The organism is Luteimonas sp. 8-5, assembly GCF_029763755.1.
GTDB lineage: Bacteria > Pseudomonadota > Gammaproteobacteria > Xanthomonadales > Xanthomonadaceae > Cognatiluteimonas.
In genome coordinates, this window is sequence record NZ_JARUVM010000073.1 from 1 (window position 1) to 15316 (window position 15316).

General features: G+C 68.3%; 12 protein-coding genes. 4 read left to right on the top strand and 8 right to left on the bottom strand.

The window, feature by feature from the left end; translation table 11 throughout:
* The 3 genes from QAA18_RS08705 to QAA18_RS08715 all read left to right on the top strand — a co-directional run.
* Window positions 1–493, top strand: a 493-nt coding sequence (locus tag QAA18_RS08705; RefSeq protein WP_279412541.1) for a fumarylacetoacetate hydrolase family protein, incomplete at its 5' end; no start/stop codon positions are given.
* Between the two features lie 2 nt (window positions 494–495).
* The gene (gene mscL, locus QAA18_RS08710; RefSeq protein ID WP_279412542.1) at window positions 496–900 is read left to right on the top strand and encodes a large-conductance mechanosensitive channel protein MscL; all 405 of its coding nucleotides are present in this window, start codon (window positions 496–498) and stop codon (window positions 898–900) included.
* Window positions 901–981: 81 nt separating this feature from the next.
* Window positions 982–2388: a M28 family peptidase gene (locus tag QAA18_RS08715; protein ID WP_279412543.1), complete on the top strand. Its 1407-nt coding sequence runs from the start codon at window positions 982–984 to the stop codon at window positions 2386–2388.
* A gap of 204 nt (window positions 2389–2592) precedes the next feature.
* Here the strand turns inward: QAA18_RS08715 and QAA18_RS08720 are convergent, their stop codons facing one another.
* From QAA18_RS08720 to QAA18_RS08740, 5 genes are all read right to left on the bottom strand, one after another.
* Window positions 2593–3654: a hypothetical protein gene (locus QAA18_RS08720; protein WP_279412544.1), complete on the bottom strand. Its 1062-nt coding sequence runs from the start codon at window positions 3652–3654 to the stop codon at window positions 2593–2595.
* Window positions 3651–4301: a M23 family metallopeptidase gene (locus tag QAA18_RS08725; protein ID WP_279412545.1), complete on the bottom strand. Its 651-nt coding sequence runs from the start codon at window positions 4299–4301 to the stop codon at window positions 3651–3653. The genes QAA18_RS08720 and QAA18_RS08725 overlap by 4 nt, the downstream gene beginning before the upstream one ends.
* 296 nt (window positions 4302–4597) lie before the next feature.
* Window positions 4598–5344, bottom strand: a complete 747-nt coding sequence (locus QAA18_RS08730; RefSeq protein WP_279412546.1) for a TrmH family RNA methyltransferase — start codon at window positions 5342–5344, stop codon at window positions 4598–4600.
* Window positions 5341–8466, bottom strand: coding sequence for an efflux RND transporter permease subunit (locus QAA18_RS08735; protein ID WP_279412547.1), 3126 nt, complete (start codon window positions 8464–8466; stop codon window positions 5341–5343). The genes QAA18_RS08730 and QAA18_RS08735 overlap by 4 nt, the downstream gene beginning before the upstream one ends.
* A gap of 3 nt (window positions 8467–8469) precedes the next feature.
* Window positions 8470–9528 (bottom strand): efflux RND transporter periplasmic adaptor subunit, encoded by a 1059-nt coding sequence (locus tag QAA18_RS08740; protein ID WP_279412548.1) that lies wholly within the window; start codon window positions 9526–9528, stop codon window positions 8470–8472.
* Between the two features lie 145 nt (window positions 9529–9673).
* On the opposite strand from QAA18_RS08740, the gene cysK reads away from it, so the two are divergent.
* Window positions 9674–10630 (top strand): cysteine synthase A, encoded by a 957-nt coding sequence (gene cysK / locus QAA18_RS08745; RefSeq protein WP_279412549.1) that lies wholly within the window; start codon window positions 9674–9676, stop codon window positions 10628–10630.
* Between the two features lie 34 nt (window positions 10631–10664).
* Here cysK and QAA18_RS08750 read toward each other — a convergent pair whose 3' ends face one another.
* From QAA18_RS08750 to QAA18_RS08760, 3 genes are all read right to left on the bottom strand, one after another.
* Window positions 10665–11672, bottom strand: a complete 1008-nt coding sequence (locus QAA18_RS08750) for a class I fructose-bisphosphate aldolase (RefSeq protein WP_279412550.1) — start codon at window positions 11670–11672, stop codon at window positions 10665–10667.
* Between the two features lie 75 nt (window positions 11673–11747).
* Window positions 11748–13214 carry a pyruvate kinase gene (gene pyk / locus QAA18_RS08755; RefSeq protein ID WP_279412551.1) on the bottom strand — a complete coding sequence of 489 codons (1467 nt, stop codon included), beginning with the start codon at window positions 13212–13214 and terminating at the stop codon, window positions 11748–11750.
* Between the two features lie 13 nt (window positions 13215–13227).
* On the bottom strand, window positions 13228–15316 hold a 2089-nt coding region (locus tag QAA18_RS08760), incomplete at its 5' end, for a hypothetical protein (RefSeq protein WP_279412552.1).

Below are 15316 nucleotides of genomic sequence, written 5' to 3' on the forward strand. Positions count from 1 at the left end.
CACGCGCGAGCTGCACCACGAAGTCGAGCTGGTGGTCGCGCTGGGCAGCGACGGCCCGCGCGGCGAACTGCGGCGCGAGGACGCGATGGCCCTGGTCGCCGGCTACGGCGTCGGCCTGGACCTGACCCGCCGCGACCTGCAGGCCGAGGCCAAGGCCAAAGGCCTGCCGTGGGACATCGGCAAGGCCTTCGATTCCTCCGCGCCGATGAGCGCGATCGTGCCGGCCGCCACGGCCGGCGACCTGTACGCACGCACCCTGACGCTCGAGGTCAACGGCGAGCGCCGCCAGCACGGCAGCCTGCGCGACCTGATCTGGGACGTGGCCGACATCCTGCACGAACTGTCGAAGCTGTTCCGGCTGCGCGCCGGCGACCTGGTGTTCATGGGCACGCCCGCCGGCGTCGGCCCGCTGCAGCCGGGCGACCGCTTTCGCGCCAGCCTCGACGGCGTGGTTGAATTCGAGGGAAGGATCACACCGACGGAGGGAGATTGACGATGGGCATGGTCAGCGAATTCAAGGCGTTCATATCCCGCGGCAACGTCGTCGACCTGGCGGTCGGCGTGGTCATCGGCGCCGCGTTCGGCAAGATCGTGACCGCATTGGTCGACGGCATCGTGATGCCGCTGGTGGGCGTGCTGCTCGGCGGCGTCAGCGTCTCGGACTGGAAGTACGTGATCAAGCCGGCATCGGTCGATGCGGCAGGCGCGGAAGTGGCCGAGGTCGCGGTGCAGTACGGCCTGCTGATCCAGACCGCGATCGACTTCGTCCTGATCGCCCTGGTGATCTTCCTGTTCCTGAAGGCCTACAACCGCATGCACCAGCGCGCCGAGGCCGCGCCCGCCGCGCCGCCCGAGGAAGTGCTGCTGTTGCGCGAGATCCGCGACTCCCTGAAGCGCTGAGCGCGGCGGCATGACTTGAGGCACAGCTGCGCCCGCTCCCCGGGCGCTAAGCTCGGGGTTTCCCTGAAGTCGGAGCCCGCCATGCGCCTTGCGCCGCTGTTGCTTGCCCTGCTCGTTTCGCTGCCCGCCGCGGCACAACAGCCCACCCGCATCCCGCAGGCCGCGCTCGACACCGCCGCGCAGCTGCGCGAAACCGCGCTCGCCGACGACACCGGCTGGAAGGTCACCGAATCGCTGACCACCGAAGTCGGGCCGCGCATGGCCGGCAGCGAGGGCGACGCGCGCGCGGTGGCCTGGGCAAAGGCCAAGTTCGAGGAGCTGGGTTTCGACCGCGTGTGGACCGAGCCGGTCACCTTCCCCAAGTGGGAGCGTCGCGGCCAGAGCGCCGAAGTGCTGGGGCCGCATTCGCAGAAGTTGGTGGTGATCGCGCTCGGCGGCAGCCCCGGCGGCACCGTCGAAGGCCAGGTGGTGCGCTTCCCGGACCTGGAATCGCTGGAGAAGGCCGAGCCCGGCTCGCTCAAGGGCAAGATCGCCTTCATCGACTACCGCATGGAACGCAAGCAGGACGGCAGCGGCTACGGCATGGCCAGCCGCATCCGTGGCGGCGGCCCGTCGGCCGCCATCCGTGCCGGCGCTGCCGCATACGTCATGCGTTCGGCCGGAACCGACAACCATCGCGTCGCCCACACCGGCGGCACGCGCTTCGCTGAAGGACTGACGCCGATTCCGTCGGCCGCGCTGAGCAATCCCGATGCCGACCAGCTGGCGCGCCTGCTCGCGCTGGATCCTTCCACCCGCATCCGCGTGTCCCTGGACTGCGGCTGGAACGGCGAATACACCTCGCAGAACGTCATCGGCGAGATCACCGGCGCCAGCCGCCCCGATGAAGTCGTGCTGATCGCCGGGCACCTGGATTCCTGGGACGTGGGCACCGGCGCCATCGACGATGCCGCCGGCATCGGCATCACCATGGCGGCGGCGAAGCTGATCGCCGCGGCGCCGCAGCGTCCGGCGCGCAGCATCCGCGTCGTCGCCTTCGCCAACGAGGAGCAGGGCCTGCACGGCGGCTTCGCCTACGCCAGGGCGCACACCGACGAACTGGTGAAGCACGCGATCCTGGCCGAAAGCGACTTCGGTGCCGGTCGCATCTACGGCTTCGACGCGGGCGTGGCCGACCACGCCAAGGGCGCGATCGAGCAGATCGCCGGCGCGCTGGCGCCGCTGGGCGTGGAATGGATGCCGGGCCAAGGCAGCGCGGAGTCCGACATCCTGCCCTACACGTGGGCCGGCGCCGCGTGGGCGTGGCTGGGCCACGACGGCACCGACTACTTCGACCTGCACCACACCGAGGACGACACCCTCGACAAGATCGACCCGAAGGTGCTGGCGCAGAATGTCGCGGCGTACACCGTGTTCACCTATCTCGCAGCTTCGGCGGAAGGCGACTTCGGCAGCTCCCCCGAGCGTGCCCACACGCCGAGCTGGTGATCGCGAACATCAAAGGCTTTTTGGCCACGGATGAACACGGATAAACACGGATAAAGCCAGAGCAAGGGCAGAGTGGGTTCACGCGCGTGTGGTTGCCGGGTAACCGGAACGACATGCGCGTGGACCCATTCCTTTTTTGGCTTTCGCTCTATCCGTGTTTATCCGTGTTCATCCGTGGCTGAAAATGCCCTTCCAAGAGCTGCCCTACTTCGCCCGGCGCCATATGAACTGGCCATCCCGGTACGTCATTGCGCCATAGCCGTTGGCGCACATCGGCCGTCTACCGCCTCGGGTGTCGACGGCCACGCTTCGCAACAACCGCGACTTCCCGGACAGGTCGTATACCTGGACGCGGCCATTCTGCGACTCCAGTACTGCAGCCATGCCATGTCCGGCGGTAATGATCTCGCCGTCCCTTCCCAGCGCCAGCCATTCCCCTGATGCGACATCCCGGACTCCCCAGCCAAAATGGAAGTTCACTGGCTGGATCGATGGATCGGTCGACTCGACGAGGTTGAGCGGCAGCAGTGGCGTCTGGATTTCCTCTGCATCGCCACCCACGATTGCAAGAAGCTTTCCGGATGCAATGAGGTAGCCGCTGTTGCGGGTACGCAGCAACACATCCTCAATGCCCTGCGGCAACTGCGCATCCAGGAATACAGGCTTTCCGGTGACCGCGTCGCGCAACTGCAGCCGCTGCATATCGTCCAGATAGTAGTAGAACCTGCCGTCTCCCGAAAGTCGCACCGTGAATTGCCGGAAATCCTCCCAGTTCGGGCGAGCAAACGAAGTGTTGCCGACCAGGTCTCCCGAGCCCACCCGATAGATGCTGACGTTGTAGGGTCCATTCGGACGGTCGGTATGGACGATCATCGCCAGCGGGCCTTGAAAGTCGACCGCTGCGATTGCTCCACGCAGGACAGTAGGAGTTTGTCGCTGCGATACGAGATAGACATTCCCGACACCTTGCGATAAGGCAACGACCGCCGCTGAACCATCCGGTGCGACGTAATACTGATCGTATTCACTGTTCATCGGGGGCAAACGGTGTTGCCAGGCAAACCCTGACGGCCCTGCCTGGGATACCCGTGTGCCATCGGGCGCCCTTGCGATGGTGACCACGCTGATTGGGTTCTGGCAGCTGATGAACACGCCGCCGCTGGTATTGGGGATAGATGCATGTTGATCCGCCCCGGCCAGCGCAATCCCAGAAAATAGCGCCGCCGAAGCTACGAAAATCGAAACAGTCGAGATGAATCCGCTCATTGCGACCCTCCTGAAATCAAGCAATGCTGAACCTGACGATTGGCCTGATCGTTGTTGCGGAGTTCTGGAATCGGATTACAAGGCTCTTCCGGCGGCGGTGGCCCAGGCGGAACATCAGCGGCTGCGCAACTTTCGCCGCCATACAGATCTACTGCATCCAAGTAGGCCGTTGAATCATCCGTGCGCTTCACCTGGATATGTACGTGTGTGCTACTGATCTTTCCATGGTTGGGACTTTCTGGCCCTCCCCCACAATATCCGGTGCAATTCATCTCCCCAATCTTTGTGCCTACGCCAACCTCCGTATTGGTACCCACCGACCTATTCAACAGGTGGATATAGGTGACAGTGTTGCCGTCCCCTTGAGCGACGCGAACATAGTTTCCATTGGCGTCGCTGTAGCCAGCCTGGACAACATAGCCAGCGCCTAACGAGAAAACCGGAGCGCCACGTCCATAGTTTGCGGTGCCAGAGACGATGTCGACTCCTTGATGCGGGGTCGACCCGTCGTTTCTGTATGGAAAGCCAGAGGAGATCGAAGCATTGCTGGTCACATTCTTCCAGCAATCCATTGCACCATCAGCATTGACGTCCGTGGGACGCACAGGAATCTTGACGCCGGGCTTCCCGCTGATCGGCCCGGTCATCCAAACAGGACCAGGACTGAACTCAACCACCGGCCAGCAGTACTGCATACTCTTGCAGTGCCTTGTGCCTGTAGTCGTGTCGGTGACGCAAGTGGTCGCCACGCCGCATTCGACATGCATCACGGCCAGAGCAGGGGCGGGAGCGCCTACCAGGAAGCTCCCAACAAAGAGTACGAGATAACCTGGCGCGCGCATCGTCTTTTCCTTGACGAAATCTCATCCTTGGCGGTACCAGTCTGTATACCATCCAGGCGCAGCCCGCACGCTGCATCGCACAAGATTGGACGCGCCATCTCTTATCTTGCGAACCCCGATCCAAATTGGCGAAACCATTCTGCCAGCAGTATCGCGGCGGCGGCTGACACGTTCAGGCTTTCCACCGCGCCTGTACCGGCGATAGAGAGCTGGAAGTCGCAGGATGCGGCGAGATCGGCGGTCATCCCTTCGCCTTCGGCGCCGAGGACGTAGACGAGGCGCTGCGGCAAGGTTGCCGCGAAGAGGTTTTCGCCACCGCGGACCACGGTCGCGGCGAGCTTGAAGCCGGCGCCGTGGAGCTGGGCGATGGCGTTGTCGTCGCGGCCCAGGCGCACGAAGGGCACGGCTTCGGCGCCGCCTTCGGCCACCCGGGCGGCGGCGCCGGACAGCGCGAGCGTGGAATGCTTGGGCAGCAGGATGGCGGCGATGCCGAAGTGGGCGGCCGAGCGCAGGACCGCGCCGAGGTTGTGCGGGTTGCCGACACCGTCCAGCCACAGCGCGCATTGCGGACCGTCGCCGAGGTCACGCAGCCAGCCGGTGAGCGGCTGCGGCTCTTCGCGCAGCATGTCGGCGACGACGCCCTCATGGTGGCTGCTGGCGGCCAACCTGCGCAGGTCTTCGTCGGCGACCACGCGGTAGCCGATGCGGTTGGCGACGCACCATTTCAGAAGCGGCTGCAGCTGCGGGATCCTGGCTTCGTCCAGGTAGAGCTTGCGTAGCGCCTGCGGCCGGCGCGCGAAGGCCGCGCGCACCGCGTTGATGCCGTACAGGCGCTGCTCGTCCTTCACGCCTCGCTCTCGACCGGGCGCACCGTGGCTTCGAGTTCGCGCACCTGGTGCTCGAGCGCCTTGGGCGAGCGCGTATACGGCGCCAGCAGCGCATAGAACACCGGCACCACGAACAGCGACAGCAAGGTCGAGAAGCCGACGCCGAAGATCACCACCACGCCGATCGTGGCGCGGCTGGCCGAGCCGGGGCCGCCGGCGGCGACCAGGGGTACCGCGCCGACCATGGTCGCGATCGAGGTCATCAGGATCGGGCGCAGGCGCACGCCGGCCGATTCGATGATCGCCTCGCGGATGCTGCGGCCCGCGTCGCGCAGCTGGTTGGCGAACTCCACGATCAGGATGCCGTTCTTGGCCGCCAGGCCGACCAGCATGACGATGCCGATCTGCGAGAACAGGTTGAGCGTGCCACCGGTGATCCACAGGCCGATCAGCGCGCCGAGCACGCCCAGCGGCACCGTCAGCATGATCACCAGCGGATGGATGAAGCTCTCGAACTGGGCGGCAAGCACCAGGTACACCACCAGCAGCGCGAGGGTGAAGGTCAGCAGGACCGCGCCGCCGGCCTTCTGGTACTCGCGCGACTCGCCCTTCCAGTCGACCTGGGCGTAATCGGGCAGCTCCTCGCGGACCACGGTATTGATGAATTCCAGCGCCTCGCCCATGGTGTAGCCCGGCGACAGGCCGGCGCTGATGGTGATCGCGCGCAGTCGGTTGAAGCGGTTGAGGCTGCCGGCCTCGGCCAGCTCGCTCATCGTCACCAGGTTGGACAGCGGCACCAGGTCGCCATTGCGCGAACGCACCTGCACCGCGTTCAGGTCGGCCGGCGACGCGCGGCCGGCACGGCCGGCCTGCACGATCACGTCGTACTCCTCGCCGTCCTGGACGAACGTCGTCACCTGGCGCCCGCCCATCATCGTTTCCAGCGCGCGGCCGATGTCGGTGACGCTGACGCCGATGTCGGAAGCCCGCTGGCGGTCGATGTGCACGCGCATCTGCGGGCGCGTTTCCTTGTAGTCCGAATCGACCGAGAAGAAACCGGGGTTGCCTTCCAGGCGCTGCATCACGATGTCGCGCCACTCGGCGATCTCGGAGTACTCGGGGCCGCCGAGGACGATCTGCACCGGCTGGCCGCGGCTGCCGACCAGGCCGCCGCCCACGCGCGGCGAGGCGCGCACGCCCGGCAATGCGCCCAGTTCCGCGCGCAGCGAGTCTGCGACCTCGGCGGTGGTCTGGTCGCGCTTGTCCCAGTCCTGCAGGAACACGATCACGTTGCCGCTGTGCATTTCCTCGCTCGCGCCCCAGCCACCGGGGGCGCGGGTGTTGTAGCGGCGGATGGCGCCACCCTCGCCCACCCGCCGCGCGAAGATCTTCTCGACCTCGCGGATCTGGCCGACGGTGTAGTCGAAGCCGGCACCTTCGGGGCCTTCGATGGAGACGAAGAACGCGCCGCGATCCTCGGCCGGCGCCAGTTCCGAGGGCACCAGCTTGAACAGGCCGAATGCGAGTGCCCCGGCGAGGAGGAACAAGCCGCCCACGATCCATGGATGGCCGAGCGAAACAGCCAGCGACCGGCGATAGCCATCGGCCACGCGTGCAAGCCCGGCGTTGGTCCAGCGATGCACGCGGGTCTGCTTCTCCTGCGCGTGCGGCCGGATCAGCTTCGACGACATCATCGGCGTCAGCGTCAACGCAACGAAGGCCGACAGCGCGACCGCGCCGGCCAGCGCCACCGACAGTTCGCGGAACAGGCGTCCGGTGTTGCCCTCCATGAAACCGACCGGCAGGAACACCGCCACGAGCACCGTCGTGGTGGCGATCACCGCGAACGCGACCTGGCGCGTACCGCGCACCGCAGCGAGCAGCCGCGGCTCGCCGAGGTCGACGCGGCGCTGGATGTTCTCCAGCACCACGATCGCATCGTCCACCACCAGGCCGATGGACAGCACCAGCGCGAGCAGGGTCAGCAGGTTGATCGAGTAGCCGAACAGGTACAGCGGGATGAAGGCGGCCAGCAGGCACACCGGCACCGTGAGCGCCGGGATCATCGCCGCGCGGAAGCTGCCCAGGAACAGCCAGATCACCAGCAGCACCAGCGCGATCGCCTCGCCCAGGGTCCAGTACACGCGCTTGATCGAGGCCTCGATGAACACGGTGTCGTCGAAGGCGACGAAGATCTCGGTGCCGGCCGGCAGCGACTTCTGGATCTCGGCCGCGGCGGCGCGCGCTGCGCGGGTCACGTCCAGCGCGTTCGCGGTCGAGGTCTTGATGATGCCCAGGCCGATGTTGGGCTGGCCGTTGCTGTGGTAGTAGGCGCGGCGCTCGGCCGAGGCCAACTCGACCTGGGCCACGTCGCCCAGGCGCACGATGTAGCCGTCGGCGCCCTCGCGCAGAGGCACGCGGGCGAAGTCCTTGGGCTCGGTGTAGTTGCGCTCCACGCGCAGGGTGAAGTCGCGCGTCCCCGATTCGATGCGGCCCGCAGGCAGCTCGACGTTCTCCGCGCGCAGGGCGGCCTCTACGTCGCCGGGGGTGATGCCGCGCGCGGCCATGGCCGCGCCGTCGAGCCATACGCGCATGGCGTAGCGCTGGCGCCCGCCGATGCGCACCTGGGCCACGCCTTCCAGGCTCGACAGGCGGTCGACCACGTAGCGGTCGGCGTAGTCCGACAGCTCCAGCGTGTCCATCGTGGTCGAGCTCATGTTGAGCCAGATGATGGTGTCCGAATCGCTGTCGGCCTTCTCCACCTCGGGTGCGTCGGCCTCGTCCGGCAGGCGGTCGGCGACGCCGCTGATCGCATCGCGCACGTCGTTGGCGGCGGCCTCGATGTCGCGGCTCAGGGTGAACTCCAGCGATACCGACGACCGGCCGTTGCGGCTGCGCGACTGGATCGTCTCGATGCCCTCGATGCCGGACAGCGCGTCCTCGAGCACTTGGGTGATGCGGGTCTCGACCACGGCCGCCGAGGCGCCGGGATAGTTCACGTCCACCGAGACGATCGGCGGGTCGATCGCCGGCAGCTCGCGCAGGGTCAGGCGCGAAAACGCCATGATGCCCAGCACCATCAGCAGCAGGCTCATCACCGTCGCAAACACCGGCCGCTGGATGGAAACGTCCGACAGCTTCATGGCTCAGCCCTCGCTTGCATCCGCGGCGCCGGCCTCGGCAATCCTGTCGCCCGGCCGCAGCTTGCCGGTGCCGTCGACCACGATCCGGTCGCCCGGCTCGATGCCTTCCACGATCTCGGCCTGGCCGGCACGGCGCGCGCCGACCGCCACCCGCGCCTGCTCGACGCTGCCGTCTTCCTTCACCCGGTAGACGAAGGAGGTCTGCCCCACCTGGACCACGGCGATTTCCGGCACCAGCAACGCCTGGCGCTCCGGACGCTCGACCTCGACGGTGACCAGCATGCCCGGGCGCAGTTCACGCTCCGGGTTGGGAAAATCCGCGCGCACCACCACCGCCCGCGTGGCCGGATCCAGGCGCGCGTCGATGGTCTGCACCGTGCCCTCGAACACCCGGCCCGGGAACGCTTCGCTGCGGCCGCGCACGCGTTGGCCCGGCGCAACCTGGGCGAGCGCGCCCTCGGGCACCGGGAAGTCCACGTACACCTGCCTCAGGTTGTCGAGCGTGGCGATCGGGGTGCCCGGCGTGACCAGCGCGCCCGGGCTGACCTGGCGGATGCCGAGCACGCCGGCGAAGGGCGCGCGGATGGTGCGGTCGCCCAGTTGCGCCCTTACCTGCGCGACGCGCGCGACGGCGGCATCGCGGGCGGCCCGCTGGCTGTCGAGCTGCGAGCGCGCGATCAGCTGCTGCGCGGCGAGTTCGGACTGGCGCTTGTACAGCCGCTCCGCCTCGTTGGCGGCGGCCTGCGCCTCCGCCAGCGACGCCTGCTGCTGCTGGCCGGACAGCGTGACCAGGACCGCACCCTTGGCGACGATGTCCCCGCTGTCGAAGTGGACCTGCTGCACGGTCTCGCTGACCTTCGCGGTGACGACCACCGATTCGTGCGCGCTGGCGGTGCCGATCGCCTGCAGGGTGTCGTTGAACGGCTGCGGCTGGACCACGGCGGTAGTCACCGAGACGGTGCGGTCGCCCTGGCCGTTCCCGGCGGCGCCGTCGGAACCGCAGGCGGCAAGCAGGGACATCGAAACCAGGAAAACGGGCAGCAGCAGGCGCGAACGGGACATTGGCAGGGGCATGGCGTCGGGAACGCCCGAGTGTAACCAGCCGGGGGTGACAAAGCCCCTGCCGTCAGGCCTGCCCGGAGGCTGTCAACCGATGCTGCCCGCGGGCGTTACACTCGCCGGCCCGGACCGCGAAAGGCTTCCCCCCATGGCCATCCACGACAGCATCCTGGACACGATCGGCCGCACCCCCGTGGTGCGCCTGCAGCGACTGGCGCCGCCCGGCATCGAGTTGCACGCCAAGGTCGAAGCCTTCAATCCCGGCGGTTCGGTCAAGGACCGTCTGGCGCTGGCGATCATCCTCGACGCCGAGGCGCGCGGCGTGCTCAAGCCCGGCGACACCGTGGTCGAGGCGACCTCCGGCAATACCGGCGTGGCCCTGGCCATGGTCTGCGCGGCGCGCGGCTATCCGTTCGTGGCGGTGATGAGCGACAGCTTCTCGATCGAGCGGCGCAAGCTGATGCGCGCCTACGGCGCCCGCGTGATCCTGACCCCGGCCGCCGAGCGCGGTACCGGCATGGTCCGCAAGGCAGCCGAACTGGCGAAGCAGCACGGCTGGTTCCTGGCCAGCCAGTTCGAGAACCCGGCCAATCCGGCCTACCACCGCCAGACCACGGCGGCGGAGATCCTGCGCGACTACGCAGGTCGCAGGCTCGACCATTTCGTCAGCGGCTGGGGCACCGGCGGCACCCTCACCGGCGTGGCCGAGGTGCTGCGCGCGGCCCGCCCCGAGGTCAAGGTGACCGCCTGCGAACCGGCGGGCGCTGCCCTGCTGAGCGGTGGCCAGTTCGTGCCGCACAAGATCCAGGGCTGGACGCCGGACTTCATCCCGGCGGTGCTCAACCGCGACATCGTCGGCGACATCGTCAAGGTCGACGACGTGGTCGCGCGCGACACGGCGCGCCGGCTGGCGCGCGAGGAAGGGATCTTCGCCGGCCTATCGTCGGGCGCGACGATCGCCGCGGCGCTGGAAGTGGCGAAGTCGGCCAGGCCTGGCGACGTCATCCTGGCGATGCTGCCCGATACCGGGGAGCGCTACCTGTCCACGTTCCTGTTCGAGGACGTCGTCGAAGGCTCCGACGACGCGTGGCTGGCCGGGCTCTAGGCCCGGCTCGGCGAGGCGGACCAGCGCGGGCCGATCAGCCGCGGGACCAGCGGCCCTGCGCGGCCAGGCCGTTGTCGCGCGCGCGCTCCAGGACCATGGCCTGGGCCTTGGCCACGTTGGCCTTGATGTCCCCGGACCAGATCTTCAGCGCGGCCGACTGCATCGCGCGGCCGTAGCTGAAGCTCAGCGGCCACGGGTTCGGGCCCATGCGGTTCATCGCGTCCAGGTGCGCGGTGGCGTCCTCGTCGGACTGGCCGCCGGACAGGAACACGATGCCCGGCAGGATCGCCGGCACCGAGGACTTCAGGCACATCAGGGTCGACTCGGCGACCTCGTCGACGCTGGCCTGCTCGTCGCAGTCCTTGCCCGACACCACCATCGACGCCTTGAGGATGGTGCCCTCGAGCATCACGTTCTGGTTGAACAGCGCGTCGAACAGCGAGCGCAGCACGACCTCGGTGACCTCGAAGCAGGTCTCGATGTCGTGGTCGCCGTCCATCAGCACTTCCGGCTCGACCATCGGCACCAGGCCCTGCTCCTGGCACAGCGCGGCGTAGCGCGCCAGCGCGTGGCTGTTGGCCTCGATGCAGGTACCCGACGGCACGTCCTCGCCGATGTTGATCACCGCGCGCCACTTGGCGAAGCGCGCGCCCAGGGCGTAGTACTCCTTGAGGCGGTCGCGCAGGCCGTCGAGGCCCTCGGTGACGACCTCGCCGGGGAAGCCGGCCAGCGGGTGGGTGCCCTTGTCGACCTTGATGCCCGGGATGATGCCGTTCTCCTGCATCACCTTCGCGAACGGCACGCCCGCCGCGGTGGACTGGCGCAGGGTTTCGTCGAACAGGATGGCGCCGGAGATGTGCTCGCCCAGGCCGGGCGTGGTCAGCAGCATCTCGCGGTAGGCGCGTCGGTTCTCTTCGCTGTTCTCGACGCCTACGCCGGCGAAACGCTTGGCGATGGTGCCGGTGGATTCGTCGATGGCGATGATGCCCTTGCCCGGCGCAACCATGGCACGGGCGGTTTCGGCAAGCTGTTCGATGCTCATGTCATCCCGGAGGCGGCTGGAAAACGCCAATTATAGCCTGCGGGGCAGGGGTTTTCCCCGCACCGTCCGGTCCGTTCAGATCTCGCCGAGGCCGTGCGCGGCGCCGCCGGGCCCGACTTCCAGCAGGCGCAGGGTATTGGTCGCGCCGTGGTGCTCCATGTGGTCGCCGCTGGTCAGCACCACCCGGTCGTCCTCGGCCAGCAGGCCGGCGTCGAACAGCGCCTTGACCGCCTCGCGCGCGGCCTCGCGGGTGGCCAGGCCACGGCTGTCGAAGGCCACCGGGAAGACATCGCGGACCAGGGCCATCTTGCGCCGCGCCCCGGCATGCCGGGACAGGCCGTAGATCGGCACGTTGGAGCGGAACCGCGACAGGTAGCGGGCAGTGCCGCCGGATTCGGTCATGGCCACGATCGCACGCACGCCGATGTGCTCGGACAGGAACATCGCCGCCATCGCGATCGCCTGGTCGGCGCGCTGCAGGTCGCGCTGCGCCTTCTCGAAATCGGTATCCATCTCGAACTGCTTCTCGGCACCGACGCAGATCCGCGCCATCGCCTCCACCGCCTTGAGCGGGAAGTTGCCGGCGGCGGTTTCCTGCGACAGCATCACCGCGTCCGTGCCGTCGATCACCGCGTTGGCCACGTCCAGCACTTCGGCGCGCGTCGGGATGGGGCTGTCGACCATGGACTGCAGCATCTGGGTCGCGGTGATCACCACCTTCGAGCGCGCCAGCGATTCGCGGATGATCTTCTTCTGCAGGCCCGGCAACTCGGCGTCGCCGATCTCCACGCCCAGGTCGCCACGGGCGACCATCACCACGTCGGATGCGTCGATGATCTCGGCCAGGTTGGCGATGGCCTCGGCGCGCTCGATCTTGGCGCACACGCCGGCATCGCTGCCATGCTCGCGGGCGATGCGCCTCGCCTCCTCCATGTCGGCGGCATTGCGGCAGAACGACACCGCGATGAAGTCCACGCCGATGTCGGCGGCCACGCCGATCAGTTCGCGATCGGTGTCGGTCAGCGCACCCAGCGACAGGCCGCCGCCGAGCCGGTTGAGCCCCTTGCGGTCGGAGAGGGCGGCGTCGTTCAGCACGCTGGTGACGATGCGTTCGCCTTCCACGCGCTCGACGCGCAATTGCACCAGGCCGTCGTCGAGCAGCAGGGTGTCGCCGGCGCGCACGTCGCGCGGCAGGCCGAGATAGCTGATGCCGACTTCGCGTTCGTTGCCGGCAGGTGCGTCGGCGCTGGCCACGAGGTCGAAGCGCGCACCGGCCTGAAGTTGCACTTTGCCTTGGGCGAAGCGTTCGATGCGCAGCTTGGGCCCGGGCAGGTCGGCGAGGATGCCTACTTCCACGCCCACCCGGCCCGCCGCTTCGCGCACCGCCTGGGCGCGGGCGCGCTGGGCATCCGGGTCGCCATGCGAGAAGTTCAGGCGGACCACGTCGACGCCGGCGCGCAGCAGCGCATCGAGCATGCCCGGCGGATCGGTGGCCGGGCCAAGGGTGGCCAGGATGCGGGTTCGGCGGCGGTGGTCGCTCATCTGCTCGCTTTCGTCAGTGCACTACGGTTTCGAGGTACGGCTTGCCGGCACGATACAGCGCCAGGCGTTCGCGGAACGGCGCCGAATCAGCGTCCTTGTCGCTTACGGCCAGGACCATGTCCAGTGCCTTCTGCTGCATGGATACCGCCCCTTCGAAATCGCCCGTCGCCGCATGGCAGGCCGCCACGGTATCGAGCGTGCCCGCGCTGATGCCTTCCTGCTGCATGCCGTCGGCCAGGACGACGCCGGCCTCAGGATCCACGACCTCGGGATCGGGCGAGGTGCACAGCACCCAGGCGAGATTGTTCCGGGAGCCCAGTTCCTCCTTCTCTACGCCGCGACGCCAGACTTCCAGCGCCTCCTGCTTCGATGCCGGATCCGCCTTGCCATAGAACAGCCAGTAGCCGAAGTCGGCGTGCACCTGCTCGCCGGCGGCAATCGCCTCGCCCACCAGCGCGCGCCCTTTTGCCTCGTCGCCGTCACCATCGCCGATCGTGCCGCGGAGATATCCCAGGCCGAGCATCGCCGCGGAGGCCATGTCGCCGGCCTCCGCATCCTCGCGCAGCCAGGCTTCGGCCTGCTTCGGGTCCTTGTCCATGCCGCGGCCATCGGCAGCCATGGACGCGAGCCGGCGGCGCGCCTCGGCGGAGTGCCGATCGATCCCGGCCTCGGCCACGTTGCGGTAGCTTTCGATCGCCTCGGCCACGGTTCCACCCGCACCGGGCCGCTCCCATTCCATCAACCGCGCCAGTTCGAGCACGCTTTCCACGTCGTACGCCAGCACGCTGCCCAGCAGCCAGTTCCTGGCATCGGCCCATTTCCCCTCGTCTTCGGCGCGGTATGCCATGTAGCGCTGCGCCCATGCGTTGCCGCCCTGGGCGGCTTCGCGCATCAGGCGCAGGCCTTCTGCCTCGTCGCGGTTGGCCGCGTCCCCATGCAGCAGTTCGTATGCCACGTTGGCTTGCGCTGCCGCATTGCCGTATTCGGCGGCCTTGCGGTTCCACTCGAACTTCGCCTTCGTGTCGCCCCTCAGGGCGTAGTAGTCGGCGAGGTCGCTGGCGCCGCTACCGTTGCCGTTGCTGCGTTCGGCAGCGAACGCCGCGATATCCGCGGCATCCAGCACCGTTTCGGCATCGGCCGCGATCCTGCCCCGCGCCAGGGCGACGCGCGCATCGGTGCTGCCGGCGGCTTCGCCGGCCTCCAGGCGTTGCCGCAGCCATTCCGGATACGCCTCGTCCGGGTGCGCGCCCCGCCATGTCGATGCGAACTCCACCGACGCAGCGTATTCCGGCCAGCGCGCATCGGCCGCGTCGACCAGCGCTTCGGCGGCCCCGGAGTCGCGGGCCACGCCGAGGCCGGACTCGTAGAGCATTGCCAGATGCACCATCGCCATGGCGTGGCGGGCTTCCGCATGCGGCAGCACCGCATCGACCAGGCCATCGCTGCAGCCGTCGAACGGGAACAGGGTGCAGGACACGATCCAGGACACGGTGGCGAGCGTCCCGCCCAGCGCCGCGGCAGGACGGAAAGCGTCCACGCGCGCCTTGCTCCCGCGCGGAAGGAGGATCGCATCGTGCAGGGCCTTGGCATCGACCGCCGCGACCTCGCCCAGGGAAGCGAACTGGTCGCGGAAGGTGCGGCCGATCACGACCCGGTCCACGGGGAAGCCCGAGTAGATGTCGTTGCGGTTGATCGTTGCCGCGGTATCGACGTAGTCGAAGGTCAGGTGCCGCTCGACTTGCAGCTCGGGGTTCCAGCCGACGATGGTGTACGGCATGCCGCGACCCGGCGAGTAGGCGCGGTGGTACGCGTACGCCGTCTCGAGGTCGGCCACGCGCAGGAGCGCGATGGCGTCGACGGGATGCGCGATGCGGATCGGACGCGGATCCTCCGACTCGAACCCGGAAGCCAGCGCCGCGCCGGCGAGGGCGCCGACGGCGGCAAGCTCGCGGTCAGCGGCCGCGTCGTCGCCCGTGGCCTCCGCGCACAGCATCGCCGCATGGTGCAGCGCGACCGACACCGGGACGATCGCCAGCGATTCCTTGAGCCGCGCGGCCTGCACCCGGCACGCATCGGGGTCCACGCTGGCGCCGTAGGCCAGG